Genomic DNA, 23,265 nt, shown 5'->3' with positions numbered 1-23,265 from the left:
AAGCCGTGCTCGTCTGGAACGTCGCCCAGACCAGCACGGCTTGTCTGCCTGTCACCGAAGCTCAGGTCGCCTGGTTGGACGATACAGGCTTTGCCGTGACGTCGAAACGATCGGCATTCATGACCTTGACCCACGCCTTGACGAAGTCGCGAACGAACTTCTGCTCGTGACCGTTCTCGGCATAGACTTCGGCCGTCGCGCGCAGCTGCGAGTTCGAGCCGAAGATCAGGTCGGTACGGGTCGCCTGCCACTTCTTCTCGCGACCGCCACGATCGTAGCCGATGAACTTCTCGTCGCTCGACGTGTCGACCAAGTCCCAGAACGTGTCGTTGTCGAGGAGGTTGACGAAGAAGTCGTTGGTCAACTGACCCTTACGCTCGGTGAGTACACCCTCGGGCGCATCACCGAAGTTCGCGCCGAGCACGCGCAGGCCACCGACCAGAACGGTCATCTCCGGCGCGGACAGGCCGAGCAGCGAAGCCTTGTCGAGCAGCAGTTCCTCGGTCTTCACCGGGTGGCGCGTCTTCAGGTAGTTGCGGAAGCCATCGGCCTGCGGCTCCATCCACACGAAGCTCTCGACATCGGTCCACTCCTGCGTCGCATCGCCGCGTCCACCGAGGAACGGCACCGACACGTCGTGACCGGCATCGCGCGCCGCCTTCTCGACCGCTGCCGAACCGGCCATCACGATCGCGTCGGCCAGCGACATGTCGCCGCGCAACTCGTTGAGCTTGGCCAGGACCTTGCTCAGCTGCTCGGGCTCGTTGACCGGCCAGTCCTTCTGCGGGGCGAGCGCGATGCGCGCCCCGTTCGCACCACCGCGGTGGTCCGACCGGCGATAGCTCGATGCCGACGCCCAGGCGGTCTTGACCAGCTGGCCGATCGTCAGCCCGCTCGACAGCACGGCATCCTTGAACGCTGCAACGTCGGCGTCCGACGGCGCGGTGCCCTCAGGAACCGGATCCTGCCAGATCAGCGTCTCTTCCGGAACCTCAGGCCCGAGATACCGAACGCGCGGACCCATGTCGCGGTGCGTCAGCTTGAACCAGGCGCGTGCGAACGCGTCGTCGAGTGCCGACTGATCGTCACGGAAACGCAGCGCGATCTCGCGGAACTCGGGGTCCATCTTCAGCGCCATGTCGGCGGTGGTCATCATCGTCGGCACGCGCTTGTTGGGATCGCGTGCGTCGGGTGCCATGTCCTCGGGTGCCGGGTTGACCGGCTGCCACTGCTTTGCGCCGGCCGGGCTCTCGGTCAGCTCATAGTCGTACTTGAACAGCAGGCGCAGGTAATCGCCGGTCCACTTGGTCGGGTTGTTCGACCATGCGCCCTCGATACCCGAAGTCGTGATGTGGCCCTGGCCAATCTCCTCGCTGTCGGTCAGCCAGCCAAGACCCTGCATGTGCACGGATTCCGAAGACGGTGCCTTGAAATGCGGTGCGGGCTTGGCGCCGTGCGACTTGCCGAACGCGTGGCCGCCGGCGGTCAGCGCGACGGTTTCCTCGGAGTTCATCGCCATCCGCAGGAAGGTCGCCTTCATGTCGCGTGCCGACAGCAGCGGGTTCGGATCACCGCCCGGGCCTTCCGGATTGACGTAGATGAGACCCATCTGGATCGCGGCGAGCGGGCCCTCGAGCTCGGGCATGTCTTCGCTGATGCGGGTCTGCGCACCCTCGTTGACCCACAGCTCCTCGGCACCCCAGAACGTGTCGCCCTCGGAGGCGAAGACGTCCTTGCGGCCGCCTGCGAAACCGAAGATCGGTCCGCCCATGCTCTCGATCGCGACGTTGCCGGCGAGGATGAACAGATCGGCCCAGCTGATGTTCTTGCCATACTTCTGCTTCAGCGGCCACAACAGACGACGTGCCTTGTCGAGGTTGCCGTTGTCCGGCCACGAGTTGAGCGGCTCGAAACGCTGCTGACCCGACGACGACCCGCCGCGACCATCGGTCACGCGGTAAGTGCCGGCGGCGTGCCACGCCATGCGGATCATGAACGGGCCGTAGTGACCGTAATCGGCAGGCCACCAGGACTTGCTGTCGGTCATCAGCGCGGTCAGGTCCGCCTTGAGCGCGGCATAGTCGAGCTGCTGGAACGACTCGGCATAGTCGAACTCTTCGCCCATCGGGTCGGGGGAGACGCCGTGCTGGTGCAGCATGTCGATCGGCAGCGCATCCGGCCACCAATCCTTGTTGGTACGACCGAGCAGCGAGCGGGCCTTGACCTCGCCGCCGCCGTTGGGGCCCATGGGGCAACCGCTGCTCTTGGGCTGTTCGTAATCGGCCATCTTGGCGTCCTCTCTCGATGAGTATTCCGTGCTTGGACCTAAGATGCAGGATTTGATGGACATTTGTCCAATCGATTATTCGGGCAGGATAGATCACGACAGTCGATCACAGATCGGCGGATGGCGAGCCTATCGGTCGTTGTCGTGCGGCAGACTGTTCTGGATCTTCCGAGCGGGGGACGGACTGACCCATGCGTGTAACCTGCTCGATATCAGCGAAAGAAATTCGACGGGCACGACCAGTGTCAGCGTTGCGCCCGCCTTTTCCGGTTGCGTCTTGGGTAGGGGCTGGGCGCGCTTCGGAAGCGAAACGGCCTCGCGATCTTGCGTGGTGTCGGCGTGCGAATAGCTCGGGTTGATGTGGACGCCGATGCCGTCGCGATCGGGCGCACCGTAATAGGCGGCGACGTCATAGCCGTCGCGGGTGTTGGACGAGCGGTTGTACGCCGCCTGGAAATGCCAGCCATTGGCGAGATCATGATCTGCTGGCGGTAACGACGCTGACCGACTGCGGCGTGTCGCGGATCGACAGTGCAAGCCCGGTGGCCGAACTCATCCGGCGCGTCGTGTAGGACCCGCTGCCCTCGGTCGCGATCGCGTCGATATCCCTGGCACTGGTCTTCGGCATGCTCGAGCAACCCCTGCAGATACGATCATGTGCCCGACGCGTCCTGCTCGAGTAGATGCGAGCCGTTCGCAAGAAGGCGTCGGCCGCATATCATACGCCGGTTCCCAATGCGGCTTGTCTCGGTGGCCATTCGGTCGGCCTTCACAGCGAACACACGATTTCTATCGTCGCGGGCGTGCCCGTTGCCGAGCGGTTCCACGTGCGTGACACGGTAACCTTCGCGCCCTTGTCGAACGTCAGGACGGTTTGCTGGCTGCCGCCTTGCGGGGACGCGCCTCCGGTAATGACGCCCGACACGGGGTGCTGGTTCAGCGGACACGGTACGCCATCGGAAACGAGCAGGGGCCGGATCGACCGATAGAAGCTTGCCACCTGCTTGGGCTTCATTCGAACGGGAACATCTCCAACGGCCCAAGCCGAGGTAGAGCCAACCAGCGCTACGATCGACAGGGCGACAAGGACGTTTCGCTGCATTGTTATGGGCTCCGATCGTTAGGCACGTGTGGCATTCTGCATGCCGATAAACGGCTCGGTATATATGATGACGAGCAGATGCATCGATATCTTGATGATCGATGCGACCTCAACGCCGTCCACGAAGCGTCGCGCGTATCGGTTTTGCCAATTCAGCGGTCGGCGACGAGTGCATTATCGCGAACGCTGTACGCGCGCTGAAACCCCGGTCGAAACAGGTCGGCACCGTGCCAGTCGATCACGGGCTGTTCGATGATGACGCTTTTCCCTGCAACGTTACCGCTGCGTCCCGGGCGCGGGATGGCGGGGAAGGGGTAGATCGTGCGTCTGGCCAGGACGGTGGCCGCAGGGCTGGCGAGCGGTAACTGCTTTCCCGACTGGTCGGCCCCCGGCAACCCGCCCCGAGGACCTTTGGCAAGGTCCGCCACTTTGTCGGCGGTCAGCTGCGCCGGCGCATGACCAGCTTCGACCCATGCCATCAGCGGAGTCAGCGTATCGACCTGCGCAAAGCCATCGCCACCGCCGCAATGGCCCGTGCCGGGAAGCATGAACAGTCGCAGCATGGCATCTGCGGACCGCGCGCCCATCAATTGCTGCACCGCTTTGTAATACGCTATCGATGTCATCGGGGAAATCGAGGTGTCCGACCAGCCATGCCACAAGATCATCCGCCCACCGTGCTGCGCGAAGGGACGCAGATCTGGATTGGTGGCATCGTTCAGTCCGTGCAGCCGCGTCACCTCGGCAAAGGTCCTGGCATCGAACGAGAAGTCGTCGACCAGCGCACTGGGGGCAGGCGATTGCGGGAAGATCATGTAGCGCCGCATCGCTGCGCCCAGCATCGCGCTCATCGACCGATCGGTCGCACTGGCAGGAATAAAGTCCCATTGCAGCTCGGATCCGGGCTGCGGACCGCCAACAAGAAAGCTGCGACCATCCGGTGCGCGTGGGCCGTCATAGATGCGACGGACGATCGCCGCTTCGCGCGCGGTCAGGCAGGCATCGGTAGCAGTGGCGCCGGGCTTGCAGGCAACCCAATCGGTATCCACCCGGCAGGCGCGGGGATCCGACAGCAGCCCGTCCTTCAGCCCATCCATCGCGTCGCAATGCGCCAGCACCGCAGCATGAAGCACCGGTATCTTGGCGGCGAGCAGGATTGGCTTGCCCGCCGCGTCGAGGTTCGCCGACGCCATCCATGCATGGTAGAAGCTGTTTTGTACCTGGAAGTTCATTGCAGGCGCGCCTGCGGACACGCCGTCGAAATCGTTGGGGTAACGCTGCGCTTCCATCAGTCCTTCGCGCCCGCCGTCCGAGCAACCGGTGAAGTAGGCGTGGCGTTGCTGTCGGCCGTAGAAGACGCGGATCAGCGACTTCGCGACGAGCGCGGTGACGTGGTTGCCGCGATAGGCGAAATCGATGCGCTTTTCAGGATCGGTCGCGAAGCTGCCCATTGGGCCGCCCTCTGGTACTTTTGCGCCCATGTCGTTGGCGGCAACGACGAATTCGCCGTTCAGCGCAGGCGCGCAGCCGCTGGCGTTGTCGATCGCGACGTTGACGTTCCCGCAAAGGCCGCCGCAGCCGACCTGTACATAGCGCTGCGTCCATTTGGTCACCGGCAAATGAACCTGAAAATCGATGGTCGAGCTGGGCGCGGGGGCGATCGTGCCGCGGACTTCGCAGAATTGTCCGGCGGTGGTGGTGGTAACGGTTGCCGCGGCAATCGTTACCTTGCCCGTGTGCATGGTCGATGCATTCAGCGTGGCAAGAGATGCGCAGCTGCGTTGGGCAGGCACCGCGGCGAGCGACGTGGTGGTTCGTGCCACGACAGGCTGCCCCCCTGCGGCAAGCACGAACGTCGCCATTGCTGCGCCCAACGCCCGTAGCGTCACTTGCATGCGCCTGACCATCTCTCGTTCCTCAATACTTCGTTATGCAGCGTTGGTATCCGACGCGACGTGCTCATCAAGCGCGCATCTGTGCCAGGAAGCATCCCGACGCCGATACTGTTCTGACAGGCTCAGCCGGTGACGCCGCGAACCGCGGCGACCAGTCCGACAAGCCAGTCCTGGTGGCCGTTGATCATCGGGTTGGGGTTCGCCTTTGCGAGTTCCTTTGCCGGCGCACCGTTCTGGGTCTCCTGCGTCAGGATACGCACGCGGCCACCCGACAGGTCCTCGATCAGCCAGGCATGGTGGACATCGAGACGATCCGCGCCTTCGCCGGACCAGCCATGCCAGGCCACGCGTGCGGGCTGGCCGACGACCGGCGCGACATGCTCGACGACCTGCGCTTCGACTGGAAAGCCGAACGTCGAGAAGAAGAAGCGTACGTCTGCATCGAGCTCGGGGCCCTTGCCGTCATGGAACCGTACATCGGCCGAATTCGGATAATAGGTCGGCCAGCGCGTCGGGATGTTGAGGAACGGCCAGATGTCGGCAGCGGTCAGGCCGGTGACGATCATCTCGTTGGAACAGAAATTGTCGGTGAAGCCGGGCACGTATCCCGCAGGCCAGATGATGTCGCTCATGCGTCTTGTCCTTGGTCCCGGTGAACGGAGTTAATCGATCGGGTCGCCGTTTTGCGGTCCCGGATAGCGTGCCAGCCAATGGGCGTATTGATCGGGTAATACCGACGACGCCTTCGGCACCCCCAGTTCGCGCGCGACGCGGAACGGATAATGCGGATCGGCGAGATGAGCGCGCGCCATCATCGGTATGTCGAGCTGACCATCGACGATCGACCGCTCTGCGTCGGCGGGGATGTCCATGCCCCATGCCGTGCCGACCGGCAGCCCGGTTTCGGCACGGACGCGCGCGGCGATCGGCGCCATGAAGGCAGGGCCCCACGGAATGGTCGCATCGGGTGTCGAAAAGCCCATGCTGACGCTCAGGAAATCGAGGCCATTGTCCTTGAACCGACGGACGAGGGCGATCGCTTCGGCCATCGTCTCCTCGTCGCGGTCGTCGAATTCGAGCACGCCGAACCGCGCGGTGAGCGGCAGGTTGCCCGGCCACACCGCACGCACCGCCTGCAATGTCTCGAGCAGGAAGCGGCCGCGGTTCTCCGCGCTGCCGCCATATTGGTCGGTGCGCGTATTGGCGTGGACGGAGAAAAAGCTCTGCGCGAGATAGCCATGCGCGAAATGCAGTTCGAGCCATTCGAACCCGGCGTCGCGCGCGCGCTCGGCCGCGGACACGAAGTCCGCCTTTACGCGCGCGATATCGTCGAGCGACATCTCGGTCGGGACCTTCGGCAAGCCACCCCCGAACGCGATCGCGGATGGCGAAATCGTCTGCCAGCCGCCAGGAGCGTCGTTCGCGATATGGTCGTCGCCTTCCCAGGGCTTGTTGGCGCTCGCCTTGCGGCCGGCATGACCGATCTGGATGCCCGCGACCGCGCCCGCCGTCTTGATCGCCTTGGCAATCGCCGCCATGCCCGGCACCTGGTCGTCGTTCCACAACCCTGTGCAACCAGGCGTGATCCGCCCCTCCGGCGACACCGCGGTAGCCTCGACGATCACCAGCCCCGCGCCGCCGCGCGCCATGCCGGTGTAGTGTGCGAGGTGCCAGTCGGTGGTGACGCCGTCGACGGCGCTATACTGGCACATGGGCGGAATGCCGATGCGGTTGCGAAGGGTGACGTCCTTCAGCGTGAAGGGCGTGAAAAGCGCTGCCATGGAACGTCTCTCTTGTACGGGAAGCGGGCGGGCCGCCGGTCAGGAATAGGCACCGGCCGAGTAGGTCAGCTCATAGCTATGGCTGTACAGTTCGAGGATGTTGCCGAACGGATCCTCCATATAGACCATCCGGAACGGCTTCTCGCCGGGGAAGTATTCGCGCACCGGCATCCGCTGCTTACCGCCCGCCGCGACGATTTTGGCGGCGAGACCTTCGACGTCGGGGTCCTGCACGCAGAAATGAAAGATGCCCGATTTCCAATATTCGAAGTTATTCTCGCGCTTTTCCGCATTCCGGAACTCGAACATCTCCACGCCGACGCGGTCGCCCGTAGAGAGATGCGCGATCCTGAACGATCCCCAGCCGGCGCCGAACACATCGGTGCACATCACGCCGATCGCGCTGTCGTCCTCGGCAACCGTCGTCGGCGGCATGATCAGATACCAGCCGAGCACGTCGGTGTAGAACGTCACGGCTTGGTCGAGATCGGTGACCGACAGGCCGATATGCGAAAAACTGCGGGGGTAGGGGGCGACCATCACGTGTCCTCTTGCTGTCCGAACCAGATGGAGGCGGTCGATTATTAGCGAAACCAGCGTCTCCTTATGGCATCGATAAATTATGGTTATGCTGAACCCGCTCTGGATCCGTAGTGCCGTCGCGCTGGCCGAGGCCGGCAGCTTCACGCGCGCCGCCGCGGTCCTCGATCTGACGCAGGCTGCGGTCAGCCAGCATGTCGGCCAGCTCGAAACCCGGCTCGGTGCCATCGTGATCCGTCGCTCGCGCCGGCTGGAGTGGACGCCTGCCGGCCTCGCGCTGCTCGAGTATGCACGCGAACTAGAAGCCGCGGACAAGCGGCTGGCGGCGAAGTTGGCGGATACCGATGCGTTGCGCGGCGCGCTCGATCTCGTCACGCCGGGTAGCGTAGGATTGCTGCTCTATTCGCTGTTACTCGATCTGCAACGCGCCGAGCCCGGTCTGGTAATCCGCCATCGTTTCGCGCCGGACAGCGAGGTCATCGATGCGGTCGCGTCCAATCGTTCCGAGCTGGGTATTGCCACCACCCGTAGCGAAGACCCGCGCCTGACGGCGACGCCGTTCCTCGAAGAGCCACTCGAACTCATCGTTCCCGCCGGCGAGACGGTTCGCGACTGGCACGATCTGGAGCGGATCGGGTTCATCGATCACCCGGACGGCCAGGCAATGGCGACCCGTCTGCTGTCGCGGCGGTTCGACGGCAATCCGGGCGTGCGCCGCTTGCCCGTGCGCGGCTTCAGCAACCAGATCAGCCTGATCCTCGAGCCGGTCGCGCGCGGATTGGGCTTCACCGTACTCCCGCGTTACGCCCGTCAGGCGTTCGACAAGGCGTCGCACATCCGTGTCGTCGAAGGTGTCGCGGTCGTGGACACGCTGTGGTTGATCCACCGATCCGAATGGCCGCTGTCGGCGCGGGCCGGCCATGTTCTCCGATATCTGAAAGCCGAGATAAGCCGCTAGGGCGGAGGCGGCTTGATAAAAGCGCTGCCGAATGTCCAGCGGCTGAGCAGCCTGGGGAGCAGGCTGACGGGATGCCGAGCGCAAATCAGGTAACGCCGCAGCCAAGAGAGAAGGCTCCGGTCACGATCGCCAACTAATCGCGGTGCCAGCCCATTCCAACTCACGCTAGTGAAGGGAGTGGAGTCAGGTGTCTGGCGATTAAGAAGAAATGGTGGACGCACTTGGGCTCGAACCAAGGACCCGCTGATTAAGAGTCAGCTGCTCTACCAACTGAGCTATGCGTCCATTCCGGGGCGGTTTTGAGTGGCGCCCTGGTGTGGCGCCCCGCTGCTGGAGGCGCGCTGTTAGCAGACTCATCGGGGGCCGCAACCCCCTTTTCGTCGATCCGAGTCCGTTTTCGTCGATCGCGCCGCTTTTTCGCGAAATAAGTCGGTTTTTTGCCCTACCAGCCGACCGTCTTGCGGTTCTGGCGGTCGATCGACATCAAAATGCCGAGGCACAGCAACACGGTCATCTGCGCCGAGCTGCCGAAGCTCACCAGCGGCAACGGGATGCCGACGACGGGCGCGAGGCCCATCACCATCATCAGGTTGATCGCGACGTAGAAGAAGATCGTCGTCGACAGGCCCGCCGCCGCCAGCCTGCCGAAGCGGGTCTGCGCGCGCTGGCCGACCTCGATGCCCCAGCGGATCACCAGCAGGAACGCGAGGATCAGCAGGCAGCCGCCGACCAGGCCCCATTCCTCCGCCATCGTCGCGAAGACGAAGTCGGTATGCCCTTCGGGGAGGTAGTCGAGATGGCTCTGCGTGCCCTGGAGGAAGCCCTTGCCCCAGATTCCGCCCGAGCCGATCGCGATCTTCGACTGGCTGATGTGATAGCCGGTACCGAGCGGGTCGCTTTCGGGATCGAGAAAGATAAGTATGCGGTTGCGCTGATAGTCGTGCAGCGCGAAGTTGATCGCGAGCGGGATCGCGACGGCCGCGCCGATCGCGCCGCCGACGAACAGCCGCAGCGGGATGCCGGCGAGGAACATCACCGTCGCGCCGCCCGCGCAGATCATCAGCGCGGTGCCGAGATCGGGCTGGAGCATCACCAGCGCCGCGGGCACGCCGATCAGCATCGCCGCCGGCCAGACCGCGCCGAACCGTCGCGTCTCGTTGGGGGGCAGCATGTCGTAGAATCTGGCGCAGGCGAGCACGATCGCCGGTTTCATGAACTCGGACGGCTGCAGGCGGATGAAACCGAGATCGAGCCAGCGTTGCGAGCCACCCGAGACTTTCCCCAGCAGTTCGACCGCGAGCAACGAGACGACGAGGATCGCATAGGTCGGCAGCGATCCTGCCTTCCAGACGCCCTCGGGGACGTAGGAGAGGCCGATCGCACCGGCCAGCAGCACGAAGAAGCGGATGCCCTGCGACAATGCCCAGGGGTGCAGCGAGCCGCCTGCTGCCGAATACAGCACGACCTGGCCGAAACAGCCGATCGCGACCACCAGCAGGATCACCATCCATGGCAGCTTGGCGAGCGGTTCGGGGACGATGCGGTTCACGGCTGACGGTCCCTCGAGTCGTCTTCGGCTACGGTCGCACCGGGCGCGGTCAGCGCTTCCTGCGTGGCGTTGGCCATGTCGGTGGCGTTGGCGACTGCGGGGGCGTCGCTGGGCACGATCGCGTCGGTCTTGGTGGCGATCGCGGCGGGTGGCGCGGATTGCGCCTTGCGGTAGGCTTCCGCGGTCGCCGCCATGCGCGTGCGGATATCGCCGCCCCAGGTCGGTTCGACTTCGGCAAGCGACTTCAACGCACGCTCGCGGTCGAGCATATAGGTCATGATGTCGCGGCCGATCATCGGCGTGTCAAGATTGCGGACGGTATGGCCGTTATGCTCGAGCACGACCGCGAGCGCATAGCGCGGGTTATCGGCGGGCGCGAAACCGATGAAGAGCGCATGGTCGCGCATCTTGAACGGCAGCTGCCCGTTCTTGAGCACGCCCGAACGCCGCTCCGCCATCGTGATGCGGCGGACCTGCGCGGTGCCGGTCTTCCCTGCGATCGCGACGCCGGGGATCAGCAGTTTCGCCGCGCCGCCGGTGCCGCCCTGGTTGATCACCCCGAACATCGCATCGCGGACGCGCGCGAGATGCTCGGAGTCGATCGCGAGGGCAGGAGAGTCGCGGTGGACATGGCTCGCAAGGATGCTCGGCTGCAACGCGCGGCCGGATGCGAGCCGCGCGGCCATCACCGCGAGCTGCAACGGGTTGGCGAGCACATAGCCCTGGCCGATCGACGCGTTGAGCGAATCCGCGACGGTCCAGTCGTGCTTGTATTTCTTCAGCTTCCACGCCGGATCGGGCACGGTGCCATAGCGCTGCGTCGAGAAGGGCAGGTCGAACTTCTGACCGAGCCCGAGCGTGCGCGCGATCGGCGCGATCGCGTTGTAGCCGACCCGCCGCGCCATCTCGTAGAAATAGATGTCGCAGCTCTGCATGATCGCGTTCTTGAGATCGAGCGGGCCGTGGCCGCTCTTCTTGTGGCAATGGAACACGCTGGTCCCGAGCCGCATCGCGCCCGAACAATTGACGCGGGTCATCGGATCGACGCCGGCGTTCATCAGCGCAAGGCCGTTCATCGGCTTGACGGTCGACCCCGGCGGATACAGCCCCTGCGTGACCTTGTTCATCAGCGGCACGTGATCGTCGTCGCTCAGCATCTGCCATTCGAGATGGCTGATCCCGTCCGAAAAGCTGTTCGGATCATAGGCAGGCATCGACACCATCGCGAGCATCTCGCCGGTACGGGTGTCGAGCACGACGACCGAGCCGGAGTTCGTGCCGAGTCGCCTTGCCGCGTATTCCTGAAGCCCTGCGTCGATCGTCAGCCGCGCGGTCTTGCCGGGGACGTCGGGCTTGGTGGCGAGTTCGGCGACCAGCTTGCCGCGCGCGGTGACCTCGACGCGCTTGGCGCCGGCGACGCCGCGGAGTTCGGCCTCCAGCATCTTCTCGAGCCCGTCCTTGCCGAGCTTGAAGCCGGGGGTGACGAGCAACGGGTCGCGCGTCTTCTTGTACTGTTCGGCGTTGGGTACGCCGACATAGCCGGTCAGGTGCGCGACCGCGGCGCCGGCCGGATAGCTGCGCGCAAACCCACGCGTCGGTGCGACGCCGGGCAGTTCGGGCAGGCGGACGCTGACCGCGGCGAACCGCTCCCAATCGAGATTCTCCGCGACCTGGACCGGCTGGAACCCCGCCGCATGTTCGAGATCGATCGCAATCCGCTCGACTTCCTCGGGCGGCAGCTGGAGGATGCGGCCGAGCAGCGGCAGCACGCGCTCCTTGTCGCGGAGACGGTCGGGGATGATGTCGACGCGGAAATCGGTCCGGTTGTTGGCGATCGGCACGCCGTGGCGGTCAACGATCCAGCCGCGGCGGGGCGGCAGCAACGTCATGTTGACGCGGTTGCTTTCCGACAACATCGTGTAGCGCTCGTTCTGCGCGATCGACAGCCACGCCATCCGCCCTGCCAGCAGCAAGCCAACGCCGCCCTGTGCTGCGCCCAGCATCCACGCGCGCCGCGAGAAGCTGTACGCCTGCGACATCTCGGTGACGATCCGCGGGGTATTCCTCACTCGGCACCGCGCTTGTTCTGGATCGCCGCGACGATGCGGGCCGCCAGCGGGAACATGAGGATCGTCACCGCGATCTGCGCGATCAGGATCGTGTCGACATGCGCGCCGACCGGCACTGCGATGAAGCGGCCGGCAAGGATGCATGCCGCGATCAGCCCGCCGGCGATCAGCCAGTCCTGCCAATAATCACGAAACGCGAGCCGCTGTTCGATCATGTCGATCGCGACGAACGCGAGCGACCACATCAGCACCGCGCTGCCGAGCGGCTGGCCGCTGACGAGGTCGTCGAAGAAGCCGAGCGGGGCTGCGGCCCACGGCTTGAACGCGAACCGTGCGAGCAACCGCCACGCGAGCAGCATGACGAACCCGAACGGCGGGAGCAGCGGGATCGTCGCGACCACCGGGATGATCGTGACCAGCGACCCGGCAATTACGGTCGCCCAGGGGATCGCGCGCGACCGGCCAGCGGGAATCTTGGTCTCGAACGGCTTGTAGTCGACGCTGTCGACCAGGCGCGGCGGCATCATTGCTGGGTCACCGGGCGAGGCGGGGGCACGGGCATGAACATCCGCTCGACCAGCGCGAAGTCGAGCGTGTCGGGATCGGCGAAGGCGCGCGCCATCACCGAGTCCGACCCCGCCTTGGTCACGCGCGCGACGGGCACGCCGGGCGCGTAGATCCCGCCGGTGCCGGTCGTCACGAACAGGTCGCCCGCGTTGAAGCGGACGTTGGTGGCGTTGACCGAGCGGATGTCGATCATACCGTCGCCGCGCCCCGCGGCGATCGCCGGCATCCCGTCGCGCGTGCGGCGGACGGGCACGATGCTGTCGCCGTCGCTGAGCAACAGGATGCGCGCCGCGTTGGGGCCAGTCTCGACCACGCGACCGATCAGCCCGTCGGGACCGCGCACGGGCATGCCGGGCAAGACGCCGTTCCAGCGACCCGCATTGAGCAACGCATAGCGCCGCCCGCTCGACGCGCTCGAACTCACCAGCCGTGCGGTTACGACTGGCGCGGTCGAGCGTTCGCGGATCGCGAGCAATGAGCGCAACCGGCGATTGTCATACGCGATCGTCCGCGCGCGCATCAGCAACGCCCGCGTCCGCTCGCGATCCGCCCGCAACGCGACGTTCTCCTGCTTCACGAAAAAGTAATTGCCGATCGCATCGGGGATGCCCGAGATCGACGATCCGACCGTGGCGAGTCCGGTCGACACCGGCGTCGTCACCCCCGCGACGCCCATCCGCAGCGCGGAAAAGGCGGGCGGATTGAACGTCGACGCGACAAGCAGCACCAGGCCCACCACCGCACCAGCGACGGCGAGCACATAGCCCATGAACACACCATATTGCCGACGCCGGGAAAACCCCGTACGCCGGTCGCGGGCTGGCGCCATGCGCCTGTCCCCCTGTCTCGGGCGCTGCCAAAGCGCAGGGGGACCTACCCCCGCGACTCGGACGACGCGATTTCGTGTCCGCGTGTCTTAAAGCAAAAACAAACTCTTAGCCGCTCATCAGCACGCCGCGGAACAACGGATCCTCGAGCGCGCGGCCGGTGCCGAGCGCCACGCAGGTCAGCGGGTCCTCGGCGACCGTCACCGGCAGGCCGGTTTCGTCGCGAAGCACTTCGTCCAGACCCTGGAGCAGCGCGCCGCCGCCGGTGAGCACGATGCCCTGATCGACGATGTCCGCGGCCAGTTCCGGCGCAGTGTTCTCGAGCGCGACGCGGACGCCCTCGACGATCGTCGCGACCGGCTCGCTCAGCGCTTCGGCGATCTGGCCCTGGTTGATCTGGATCTCCTTGGGCACGCCGTTGACGAGATCGCGGCCCTTAATCTGGATGATCATGCCGATGCCGTCGACCGGCGGCTTGGCGATGCCGACCTCCTTCTTGATCCGCTCTGCCGTCGCTTCGCCGATCAGCAGGTTATGGTTGCGGCGGACGTACGAGACGATCGCCTCGTCCATCTTGTCGCCGCCGACGCGTACCGACGTCGTGTAGGCGAGACCGCGGAGCGACAGCACCGCGACTTCGGTCGTGCCGCCACCGATGTCGACGACCATCGAACCGATCGGTTCGGTGACCGGCATGTCCGCGCCGATCGCCGCCGCCATCGGCTCCTCGATCAGCCAGACCTGCGACGCGCCAGCGTTCGACGCGGCATCGCGGATCGCCCGGCGCTCGACCTTGGTCGAACCCGACGGCACGCAGATCACGATCTCGGGCCAGCGCGCGAACTTGCGCGGACCGTGGACCTTCTGGATGAAATACTTGATCATCTGCTCGGCGACGTCGATGTCCGCGATCACGCCGTCGCGCAAAGGCCGGATCGCCTCGATGTTGCCCGGCGTCTTGCCCATCATCATCTTGGCGTCGTCGCCGACCGCCTTGACGCGCTTGATGCCGTTGATCGTCTCGACCGCGACCACCGACGGCTCGTTCAGGACGATGCCGCGGCCACGGACGTAGACGACGGTGTTCGCGGTGCCGAGGTCGATCGCCATGTCGTGCGACATGAACTTGAAGAAACGCGAGTAGAAGGCCATTCAATCAGGGTCCCGTAATCCTTGGCCGCCGGACGGGCAGCCCATCGCACAAAAATCTCGCGTGGCCCGCCGGTGTTCAACTCACCGGGTGCTTGCGTTTGCGGGTCGCGGGATGCCGTCGCTTGGTCTAGACGCAAACCCATGTCAATACGGCGTCTCCCCGAGCATCTGGTCAATCGCATCGCCGCCGGTGAAGTGGTGGAAAGACCCGCCAGCGCGTTGAAGGAGTTAGTCGAAAACGCGATCGACGCAGGCGCGGGCCGCATCGCGATTCTCCTTGTGGAAGGAGGCACTTCGCGGATCGAAGTCGCCGACGACGGCTGCGGGATGACTCCCGCCGATATGGCCTTGGCGCTCGAACGCCACGCCACTTCCAAGCTGCCCGACGAGTTCATCGAATCGGTCGTGACGCTCGGTTTTCGCGGCGAGGCCTTGCCGTCGATCGCGAGCGTCGCGCGCCTCACGATCGAAAGCCGGATTCGCGGCGCCGAAGGCTGGGCACGGACCGTCGACAATGGCCGCGTCGAACGCGAAGGCCCCGCCGCACTCCCGCCCGGCACGCGCGTCGTGGTCGAGGATCTGTTCGCCCGCGTCCCCGCCCGCCGCAAGTTCCTCCGCTCCCCGCGCGCCGAATACGCCGCCTGTCTCGACGTCGTTCGCCGGCTCGCGATGGCGCGGCCCGACATCGGTTTCACGCTGGAGCATGACGGCCGCCGTGCGCTGTCGGCGATGCAGGTCGAGGACCGGCCGGGCAGGGTGGCGACGCTCACCGACCGCGCGCTCGCCGACAATTCGGTCGCGATCGACCTGGAGCGCGAAGGTCTGGTGCTCGGCGGCGTCGCGAGCCTGCCAACCTACAATCGCGGCATCGCCGACCACCAGTATCTCTTCGTCAACGGCCGACCGGTAAAGGACCGCCTGCTGATGGGCGCGATCCGCGGTGCCTATGCCGAGATGCTCCCGCGCGACCGCCACGCGGTGGTGGCGCTGTTCCTCGACATCCCGACCGACCAGGTCGACGTCAACGTCCACCCCGCCAAGACCGAAGTCCGCTTCCGCGACCCCGCAATGGTGAGAGGCCTCATAGTCTCCGGTCTCCGCCGAGCCCTCGACGCCGCCGGCCACCGCAGCCAACGCGCCAGCGAGTCCGCCCTTTCGATGTGGCAACCGGAAAACATCTCCTCTCCCCCCGGGGGAGAGGAAGGGGCCCGTCCGCAAAGCGGATGGGAAGGTGAGGGCACGCTCCAAAGGCTCCCCCTGGAAAACAGAAGCTACGGCGCGGTAAACGACTCTCGCCCAACCTTCTTCGCGTCACCCCCGCAGGCGCGCGCAGAACCCGCCTGGACACCTCCGCCGCAAACCGCAGCCTTCCCGATGGGCGTAGCCAGAGGCCAAGTCGCCAAGACCTACATAGTCGCCGAAGCCGAAGACGGCCTCGTCCTCGTCGACCAGCACGCTGCCCACGAACGCCTCGTCCTCGAACGCATGCGCGCGGCCCTGATCGGCGGCACGATCGCCAGCCAGGCGCTGCTAATCCCCGAAGTCGTCGAACTCGACGAATCCGCCTGCGACCGCCTCGAATCCCGCGCCGAGGAACTGTCCGAGTTCGGCCTCGACCTCGAACGCTTCGGCCCCCATGCCATGCTGGTCCGCGCCACCCCAGCCTTGCTCGGCCAAAGCGACCCTAAAGGCCTCGTCACAGACCTAGCCGACGAACTCGCCGCCTTCGACGAAGCGCTCTCCCTAAAGGAGCGCCTTGACGCGGTAGCCGGGACGATGGCCTGCCACGGCTCCGTCCGCGCCGGTCGCATCCTGTCGGTCACCGAAATGAACGCGCTGCTCCGCGAAATGGAAGTCACGCCGCATTCCGGCCAATGCAACCACGGGCGTCCCACCTGGGTGAAGATCAGCCTCTCCGATGTGGAAAAACTCTTTGGCCGCAAATAGGTGGCGAGCCAGTCTGGCGCCGACCTGCTGACATGAGTCGCCGGCGTCGTTGGGCCATGCGATCCTGAAGCTTCTGGCGTCACATCCGGCCGATGCGGCGAGGGACGCGTCTCGGATCGCGGAGGGGCTCACGCAGGATACGCTCATCGCCACGTCCACACGTCGCAGCGGGCGAAAGAGCCATGTGTCGTCTGGCGAGAAAAATTGGTGGGCCCGGCAGGAATCGAACCCGCAACCTAGCCGTTATGAGCGGCCAGCTCTAACCGTTGAGCTACAGGCCCCACCGGCGCCTGCGTTAGCGCAAGCATCCGCAAAGCAAAAGGCACAAAGAAAAAGGGCGCTCCCGAAGGAACGCCCTTTCCGACACTAATACTCTATCGAGCGCGAACGCCCAACAGGGTCTTAGTTCATGTTGTCGGTCTTCTCGTCGGCAGCGTCACGGACGTTGTCGGCAGCTGCGTTCATGTTGTCGGCAGCGTTCTCGAGCACGTCGGTAGCGACTGCGTTCGAGGTGTTGTCCGCCAGCGCGTCCATGTTGTCAGCCTGCATTTCCATGTTGTCAGCCAGCATGTCCGCGTTGTTCTCGACTGCGGCTGCTTCTGGCGACTTGCTGCATGCTGCGACGGACATCAGGCCGGCGGCAGCAGCGATCAGAACGATCTTCTTCATTCGAATGCTCCCAAGCATAGTTTCACTCGCGGCCGACCCGATTGCCGTCGCGAAGTCACGTCAAATAGCGGCACCCGGCGGGGGGTCAATCCGCTAAATTCATCTGTCCGCAAGGTTTGCGGCAGAACGATGACAGATTGGTTCATGCAATTCGTCACTTATGAGGCACAATTGACCCGATTTCCTCAGGCGCATTGGCCACCGTGGCGATCACCGTGGTCCAGGCCGCGACGTTCTGGCGAAGCTGTTCGGGGTCGATCAGACCGAGCGTGTCCTCGGGCGTGTGGTGGTAGTCGAAGTAGCGCAGGCCCGACTGGTTGAGGTCGATTCCGGCGACCCCCGTGGCGATCGTCGGTCCGACATCTGTGCCGCCGTGGGGGGCACCGGCCCCGCGAACGATCCCGAGCGGCGCGAGCGCGACGGCCAGACGGTCCTCGATGGGCTTGGCGGCGGCGGGCAGGCTGCTCTCGAACCGCCAGACGCGATCGGCACCGAAATCCGATTCGGCGGCGGTCGCGTGACGTTCGCCAGCGTGCGCCTTGGCGTAGGCGGCTCCACCGAAGCCGCCGCTCTCCTCGTCACCGAACCAGACGACGCGGATCGTGCGACGTGGGCGCTGTCCGCTGTCCATGACGATCTTGGCGGCCGCCGCGGTGATCGCGATGCCCGCGCCGTCGTCGATCGCGCCGGTGCCGAGATCCCAGCTGTCGAGATGGCCGCCGACCAGCACGATGCCCGCCTTGGGGTCGGTGCCCGGAACCTCGGCGACGACGTTGCCCGAGTCCCGCATCCCGATCTGCTTGTCTTCGAGCACCAGTTTCAGCGTCACCGGCTTGCCGAGCTTCACCAGCCGCTCGACATGCTCGGCGTCCGCGACCGACAGCGCGGCGGCAGGGATCGGCGTCACGCCCGCCTCGAAATTGGTGTTGCCCGCGTGCGGCCCGCGACCGTGATCGGTACCGATCGACCGGATCACGATCGCCGCCGCGCCCTTCTTGGCGGCGACGTTTGGTCCGACGAAGCGCGCGGTGCCCTGCGATCCATAGCTCGACCCGTCCTGGGTCGGCTGCATCGCGTTCGACACGAAAGCGATCTTGCCCTTCAGGCTGCCGTCGGCGGCGAGCGCCAAGTCGTTATACGTCGGGAAATAGACGATCGGCAGGGTCAGCCCGCCCGGCGGCGTTGCGCCCGAATTACCAAGGCCGACCAGATGCAGCTTCTGCGCATAGGGGGCGACCAACTCACCACCCTCCGTGCCGCGCGACCAGACCGGCAGCTGGTATGGCTCGATCCGCACATTCTTGAACCCCAGCGCCTTCAGCTTCGCCACCGACCATGCGCGCGCCCGCGGTGCCGCTTCGGTGCCCGTCATCCGCGGGCCGACCTCGGTCGTGATGCCCTCGACGATCTTGTACGCCGTATCGTCGGTCAGCGCCTTGTCACGGAGTGCTGCGACCTTGGCGTCGACCGCGGTCGCAGGCGCAGCGGCGCGCTGCGCCACGACGGGAACGGCGGTGATGACGGCACAGGCCGCCAGAAATGGTGCGATACGCGTCATCGGCTATTCCCCTTGGTGTCGACCCACCGTTAGGTCCGAGCGCGCGCGTTGCCAACCTTCGCGCCTGCCCTTACATGCGCAGATCAATCCCGCCCTCACGAACACCCGAACGGAGACCCCCGTGGCCGGCCAATATGCCTATGTCATGAAGGACATGACGAAGACCTTCCCCGGCGCGCCCAAGCCGGTGCTGTCGAACATCAACCTGCAATTCTATCATGGCGCCAAGATCGGCATCGTCGGCCCCAACGGTGCGGGCAAGTCGACGCTGATCAAGATCATGGCCGGCATCGACAAGGATTATACCGGCGAGGCATGGCCGGGCGAGAACGTCACGGTCGGCTATCTGGAGCAGGAGCCGCAGCTCGACGCCTCGAAGACCGTGCTGGAGAACGTCAAGGACGGCGCGCGCGGCGTTGCGGACATGGTCGACCGTTTCAACGCGATTTCGGCCGAGATGGGCGATCCCCAGGACGACACCGACTTCGACGCGCTGCTCGAAGAGATGGGCACGCTCCAGGAAAAGATCGACGCGGTCGACGGCTGGACGCTCGACAACCAGCTCGAGGTCGCGATGGAAGCGCTTCGCTGCCCGCCGGGCGACTGGCCGGTCGACAAGCTGTCGGGTGGTGAGAAGCGCCGCGTCGCGCTGACCCGCCTGCTGATCCAGAAGCCGGGTATCCTTCTGCTTGACGAGCCCACCAACCATCTCGATGCGGAGAGCGTCCAGTGGCTGGAGAATCATCTGAAGGATTACGCGGGCGCGGTGCTGATGATCACCCATGACCGCTATTTCCTCGACAACGTCGTTGGCTGGGTGCTCGAACTCGATCGCGGCAAGTATTTCCCGTATGAGGGCAATTACTCGACGTATCTCGAGAAGAAGGCCAAGCGCCTTGAGCAGGAGGATCGTGAGGAGTCCGGTCGTCAGACCGCGATCAAGAACGAGCTCGAATGGATTCGTCAGGGTGCCAAGGCGCGCCAGACCAAGTCCAAGGCGCGTATCGCCAACTTCGAACGCCTCGTCTCCGCACAGGAGAACCGCTCGCCGGGCAAGGCGCAGATCGTCATCCAGGTGCCCGAGCGTCTCGGCGGCAAGGTCATCGAGCTCGAGAACGTTTCCAAGGCTTACGGCGACAAGCTGCTGTTCGAGAACCTCTCGTTCACGCTGCCCGCGGGCGGTATCGTTGGCGTCATCGGTCCCAACGGCGCCGGCAAGTCGACGCTGTTCAAGCTGATCACTGGGCAGGAGACGCCGGACAGCGGCACGATCGACAAGGGTTCGACCGTGCGGCTCGGCTATGTCGACCAGAGCCGCGATCATCTCGACGACAAGAAGAACGTCTGGGAGGAGATTTCCGACGGCCTCGACTCGATGAAGGTCAACGGGTTCGACCAGTCGACGCGCGCCTATGTCGGGGCGTTCAACTTCAAGGGCCAGGACCAGCAGAAGAACGTCGGCAAGCTGTCGGGCGGCGAGCGCAACCGCGTCAACATCGCCAAGATGTTGAAGCGCGGCGGCAACGTGCTGCTGCTCGACGAGCCCACCAACGATCTCGATGTCGAGACCTTGGGCGCGCTCGAGGAAGCGATCGAGAATTTCGCAGGGTGCGCGGTAGTGATCAGCCACGATCGCTTCTTCCTGGATCGTCTCGCCACGCACATCCTGGCGTTCGAGGGCAACAGCCATGTCGAATGGTTCGAGGGCAATTTCGAATCCTACGAAGAGGACAAGCGCCGCCGTCTGGGCGATGCGGCGGATCGTCCTACCGCGCTGTCCTATAAGAAGCTGACGCGCTGACCTGATGTTGCGGGGGCTCGACGAGGAACTGGTCGCTCACAAATACGCGGATGTCGAGCGTGAGCGCCGGTTTCTCGTCGATCCTGCGCGTCGGCCCGATCTGACCGACGCGCCGTATATCCTGATCGAGGACCGGTACATCGAGGGCACGCGGCTGAGGCTGCGCGCCATGACCGATAGCGTGTCGGGGCGTGTGGTCCTGAAGATCGGTAAGAAATACGACGTTGCCGATGTACTGAGCAGGCCGACGGTCACGACGTATCTCGATCGGGACGAGTATCACCTGCTGGCGAAACTGCCGGCACGATCGTTGAGGAAACGCCGGTATCCGGTGGGTGCGGACTTCGGCATCGACCTGTTCGAAGGAGCGCTCGCCGGGCTCGAACTCGCCGAGATCGAGCAGGACGACGCGGCCGCGTTGACGTCAATCGTCAGCCCCGAATGGGCAATCGCGGAAGTTACGCATGATCCGCGATTTCAGGGTGGGCGATTGAGCCTGCTGGATGCGGCAGGCGTGACGAGACTTATTGCCAGTAACATCGAGTGAGTATGACGGTTATCGAACAATCTCCCGGCGGCGATCAGCCCCCTGGCGCAGGCGAACTCGAATATCGTCTTCGCCAGCAGTCGATCCTCGCCGATTTCGGGATCGAGGCTTTGCGGGCGCGGGATCTGCAGCCGATGTTGCAGCGCGCGACCGAGCTGTGCGGCGAGGGGATGCGGTCGAAATACTGCAAGTTTCTCGAATATCGCCCCGAGCAGGACACGCTGCTGGTGCGTGCCGGCATCGGCTGGGAGCCGGGGGTGGTCGGGTCGACCGAGATGCGGACCGATCTTGGGTCGCCGGCAGGTTTTGCTTTGGAGACCGGGCAGCCGGTGATCTCGAACCATCTGGAGAACGAACAGCGTTTCCGGACGCCCGAGTTTATGGCGCGGCACAATATCCGGCGCGCGATCAACGTGCTGGTCGAAACGTCGGGCAAGCGCTTCGGCGTGCTCGAGGTCGACAGCCCCGACGAGGGCCAGTTCGAGCCCGCCGATTTCGCGTTCATGCAGGGGTTTGCGAACCTCATCGGCGTCGCGATCGAGCGGCAACAGGCGGAGCAGCGGCTGAGCGAGGCGATGGAGCACCAGGAGCTTCTCACGCGGGAGGCCAGCCACCGCGTCAAGAACAGCCTCGCGCTGGTCTCGGCGATGCTCAACCTCCAGATGCAGGAGGACGACGATCCGCGAATCCGGCGGCTGCTCGGCGACGCGCAGGCGCGGATCACCGCGATCGCGCAGACGCATGACCAGCTCTGGCGTGGCGATCAGGTCGGCATCGTCGCGCTGAACGATCTGGTCTGCGGGATCGCGACGGGGCTGGGGGAGCAATCGCTCACCCACCGGATTGAGTGCGACATCGAGGCGATCCTGATCAGCGCGGACATCGCAATTCCGATGGGGTTGCTGGTCACCGAGCTGGTCACCAACGCGATCAAATATGCGTATGGCGACGACGGCGGTGTGATCCTGGTCACGGTGCGGAGCGCTGACGGGCGGATCGTGCTGACGGTGTCGGACGAGGGCGGCGGGTTGCCGGCCGACTTCGACCTGAAGACGGCGTCGCGCAAAAGCCTCGGGATGCGGATGATCGGCAGCCTCGCGCGGCAGTTGCGCGGGACCGTGACGATCGAGAATGGTGCGGTCGGGACGTGCGCGACGCTGGACGTGCCCGATCCGCGGGTCGAGGTCGCAGGCTAGCCACTGTTCTCCTGCGAACGCAGGAGTCCAGGGTCAGGAGCGTTTCGTTTGGTATTCTGGGCTCCTGCGTTCGCAGGGAACGGTGGCTTACGCCGCGACGGCATCCGCCTTGGTCGCCATCCAAGCCTCGGCCTTCGCCAGCGCGGGGGCGTCGTCGACGTCGATCCAGTCGATGTCGCTGCAATCCACGATCCGGGCTAGGCCCTGTGCAGCCAGCAGGCGGACGCCTTCTGTGAGCGATGGACTCGCCAACGTTGCCAGCGCGTCCGAGAGCGCAGGACCGATCGCGAAGACGCCGGTGTCGTAGCAGTCGTGCGGTTCGAGACCCTTGCCGATCGCGACGATGCGGTCGCCGTCGGTCGCGACGCAAGTGACGTCCTCCGGGTCGACCCAGTCATGACCGAGCCGTCGGTCGATGCCGAGGCGCAGACCACCGCCAGCGCCGGCCCTCGCCATGCGCGCGTAGAGTTCGGGGCTGACGAGGTGGTCGCACATCGCGAGGATCGCTTCGCTACCGGCCAGCGCCTCGCGCGCTGCCAGTACCGAAACGCCATTGGGTTCGCGGTGATCCGCCAGCACAGTCTCGACGGCCAGCGGCCAGCGCCGGCTCGCGAGATACGCTTCGATCGCCTCACGCCCGTAACTTACCGTCACGATCGCCCGCGCAAAGCCCGCTTCCGCCAGTCCTTCTAGCGCGTGGGCGATCAACGGCCGCCCCGCGACCGCGCAGAGCGGCTTGTACGGGGCGGAGGTGCGAAGGCGGCTGCCTTCCCCGGCGGCGAGTATGATCGCCGTTTGAATCCGGGGCGTGTCGATCATC

The 23,265-nt window shown here is 65.2% G+C and carries 21 protein-coding genes and 2 tRNA genes; 5 read left to right on the top strand and 18 right to left on the bottom strand.

Features of this window, described 5'->3' with window-relative positions; translation table 11 throughout:
• Positions 1-61: 61 nt before the first annotated feature.
• From katG to IFT67_RS13730, 8 genes are all read right to left on the bottom strand, one after another.
• The gene (katG, locus tag IFT67_RS13765; protein WP_192238811.1) at positions 62-2,287 is read right to left on the bottom strand and encodes a catalase/peroxidase HPI; all 2,226 of its coding nucleotides are present in this window, start codon (positions 2,285-2,287) and stop codon (positions 62-64) included.
• A 129-nt stretch (positions 2,288-2,416) separates the two neighbouring features.
• Positions 2,417-2,824 carry a hypothetical protein gene (locus tag IFT67_RS13760; RefSeq protein ID WP_192238810.1) on the bottom strand — a complete coding sequence of 136 codons (408 nt, stop codon included), beginning with the start codon at positions 2,822-2,824 and terminating at the stop codon, positions 2,417-2,419.
• Positions 2,763-2,915, bottom strand: a complete 153-nt coding sequence (locus IFT67_RS13755) for a hypothetical protein (protein ID WP_192239176.1) — start codon at positions 2,913-2,915, stop codon at positions 2,763-2,765. The genes IFT67_RS13760 and IFT67_RS13755 overlap by 62 nt, the downstream gene beginning before the upstream one ends.
• Positions 2,916-3,056: 141 nt before the next feature.
• Entirely contained in the window at positions 3,057-3,302 is a 246-nt protein-coding gene (locus IFT67_RS13750) for a hypothetical protein (RefSeq protein WP_192238809.1), read from the bottom strand.
• A gap of 239 nt (positions 3,303-3,541) precedes the next feature.
• Complete coding sequence (locus IFT67_RS13745; RefSeq protein ID WP_192238808.1) at positions 3,542-5,296, bottom strand: tannase/feruloyl esterase family alpha/beta hydrolase; 1,755 nt, start codon at positions 5,294-5,296, stop codon at positions 3,542-3,544.
• A 110-nt stretch (positions 5,297-5,406) separates the two neighbouring features.
• The gene (locus IFT67_RS13740; protein ID WP_192238807.1) at positions 5,407-5,916 is read right to left on the bottom strand and encodes an SRPBCC family protein; all 510 of its coding nucleotides are present in this window, start codon (positions 5,914-5,916) and stop codon (positions 5,407-5,409) included.
• Between the two features lie 30 nt (positions 5,917-5,946).
• Positions 5,947-7,065 carry an NADH:flavin oxidoreductase/NADH oxidase gene (locus IFT67_RS13735; protein WP_192238806.1) on the bottom strand — a complete coding sequence of 373 codons (1,119 nt, stop codon included), beginning with the start codon at positions 7,063-7,065 and terminating at the stop codon, positions 5,947-5,949.
• Between the two features lie 39 nt (positions 7,066-7,104).
• The gene (locus tag IFT67_RS13730; RefSeq protein WP_132741042.1) at positions 7,105-7,605 is read right to left on the bottom strand and encodes a lactoylglutathione lyase family protein; all 501 of its coding nucleotides are present in this window, start codon (positions 7,603-7,605) and stop codon (positions 7,105-7,107) included.
• Between the two features lie 88 nt (positions 7,606-7,693).
• On the opposite strand from IFT67_RS13730, the gene IFT67_RS13725 reads away from it, so the two are divergent.
• Positions 7,694-8,563: a LysR family transcriptional regulator gene (locus IFT67_RS13725; RefSeq protein ID WP_192238805.1), complete on the top strand. Its 870-nt coding sequence runs from the start codon at positions 7,694-7,696 to the stop codon at positions 8,561-8,563.
• A 209-nt stretch (positions 8,564-8,772) separates the two neighbouring features.
• Here the strand turns inward: IFT67_RS13725 and IFT67_RS13720 are convergent.
• The 6 genes from IFT67_RS13720 to IFT67_RS13695 form a co-directional block, all read right to left on the bottom strand.
• Positions 8,773-8,848 (bottom strand) — tRNA-Lys (locus tag IFT67_RS13720).
• 157 nt (positions 8,849-9,005) lie between these two features.
• Positions 9,006-10,070 carry a rod shape-determining protein RodA gene (gene rodA, locus IFT67_RS13715; RefSeq protein ID WP_192239134.1) on the bottom strand — a complete coding sequence of 355 codons (1,065 nt, stop codon included), beginning with the start codon at positions 10,068-10,070 and terminating at the stop codon, positions 9,006-9,008.
• Between the two features lie 38 nt (positions 10,071-10,108).
• Entirely contained in the window at positions 10,109-12,151 is a 2,043-nt protein-coding gene (mrdA, locus tag IFT67_RS13710; RefSeq protein ID WP_192239132.1) for a penicillin-binding protein 2, read from the bottom strand.
• A 26-nt stretch (positions 12,152-12,177) separates the two neighbouring features.
• Complete coding sequence (mreD, locus tag IFT67_RS13705; protein ID WP_342344952.1) at positions 12,178-12,708, bottom strand: rod shape-determining protein MreD; 531 nt, start codon at positions 12,706-12,708, stop codon at positions 12,178-12,180.
• Positions 12,705-13,577: a rod shape-determining protein MreC gene (gene mreC, locus IFT67_RS13700; RefSeq protein WP_192238804.1), complete on the bottom strand. Its 873-nt coding sequence runs from the start codon at positions 13,575-13,577 to the stop codon at positions 12,705-12,707. The genes mreD and mreC overlap by 4 nt, the downstream gene beginning before the upstream one ends.
• 106 nt (positions 13,578-13,683) lie before the next feature.
• Positions 13,684-14,727 (bottom strand): rod shape-determining protein, encoded by a 1,044-nt coding sequence (locus IFT67_RS13695; protein ID WP_055878614.1) that lies wholly within the window; start codon positions 14,725-14,727, stop codon positions 13,684-13,686.
• 141 nt (positions 14,728-14,868) lie between these two features.
• Here IFT67_RS13695 and mutL point away from each other — a divergent pair, with 141 nt between their 5' ends.
• Positions 14,869-16,674 (top strand): DNA mismatch repair endonuclease MutL, encoded by a 1,806-nt coding sequence (gene mutL / locus IFT67_RS13690; RefSeq protein WP_192238803.1) that lies wholly within the window; start codon positions 14,869-14,871, stop codon positions 16,672-16,674.
• A 205-nt stretch (positions 16,675-16,879) separates the two neighbouring features.
• Here mutL and IFT67_RS13685 read toward each other — a convergent pair.
• From IFT67_RS13685 to IFT67_RS13675, 3 genes are all read right to left on the bottom strand, one after another.
• Positions 16,880-16,955 (bottom strand) — tRNA-Ile (locus IFT67_RS13685).
• 121 nt (positions 16,956-17,076) lie between these two features.
• Positions 17,077-17,343 carry a hypothetical protein gene (locus tag IFT67_RS13680; protein WP_107963659.1) on the bottom strand — a complete coding sequence of 89 codons (267 nt, stop codon included), beginning with the start codon at positions 17,341-17,343 and terminating at the stop codon, positions 17,077-17,079.
• Between the two features lie 154 nt (positions 17,344-17,497).
• Entirely contained in the window at positions 17,498-18,901 is a 1,404-nt protein-coding gene (locus tag IFT67_RS13675; protein WP_192238802.1) for a M20/M25/M40 family metallo-hydrolase, read from the bottom strand.
• 121 nt (positions 18,902-19,022) lie between these two features.
• On the opposite strand from IFT67_RS13675, the gene ettA reads away from it, so the two are divergent.
• The 3 genes from ettA to IFT67_RS13660 are packed head-to-tail and all read left to right on the top strand — an operon-like array spanning position 19,023 to position 22,445.
• Complete coding sequence (ettA, locus tag IFT67_RS13670; RefSeq protein ID WP_056050793.1) at positions 19,023-20,702, top strand: energy-dependent translational throttle protein EttA; 1,680 nt, start codon at positions 19,023-19,025, stop codon at positions 20,700-20,702.
• 4 nt (positions 20,703-20,706) lie between these two features.
• Complete coding sequence (locus tag IFT67_RS13665) at positions 20,707-21,249, top strand: CYTH domain-containing protein (RefSeq protein WP_192238801.1); 543 nt, start codon at positions 20,707-20,709, stop codon at positions 21,247-21,249.
• Positions 21,250-21,251: 2 nt separating this feature from the next.
• The gene (locus IFT67_RS13660) at positions 21,252-22,445 is read left to right on the top strand and encodes a sensor histidine kinase (protein WP_192238800.1); all 1,194 of its coding nucleotides are present in this window, start codon (positions 21,252-21,254) and stop codon (positions 22,443-22,445) included.
• Between the two features lie 87 nt (positions 22,446-22,532).
• Here the strand turns inward: IFT67_RS13660 and IFT67_RS13655 are convergent, their stop codons facing one another.
• On the bottom strand, positions 22,533-23,264 hold the full coding sequence (locus IFT67_RS13655; RefSeq protein ID WP_192238799.1) for a phosphocholine cytidylyltransferase family protein: 732 nt from the start codon (positions 23,262-23,264) through the stop codon (positions 22,533-22,535).
• Position 23,265 lies beyond the last annotated feature (1 nt).

The organism is Sphingomonas sp. CFBP 13728, assembly GCF_014841895.1.
GTDB lineage: Bacteria > Pseudomonadota > Alphaproteobacteria > Sphingomonadales > Sphingomonadaceae > Sphingomonas.
This window is presented reverse-complemented; position numbering and strand designations above follow the sequence as displayed.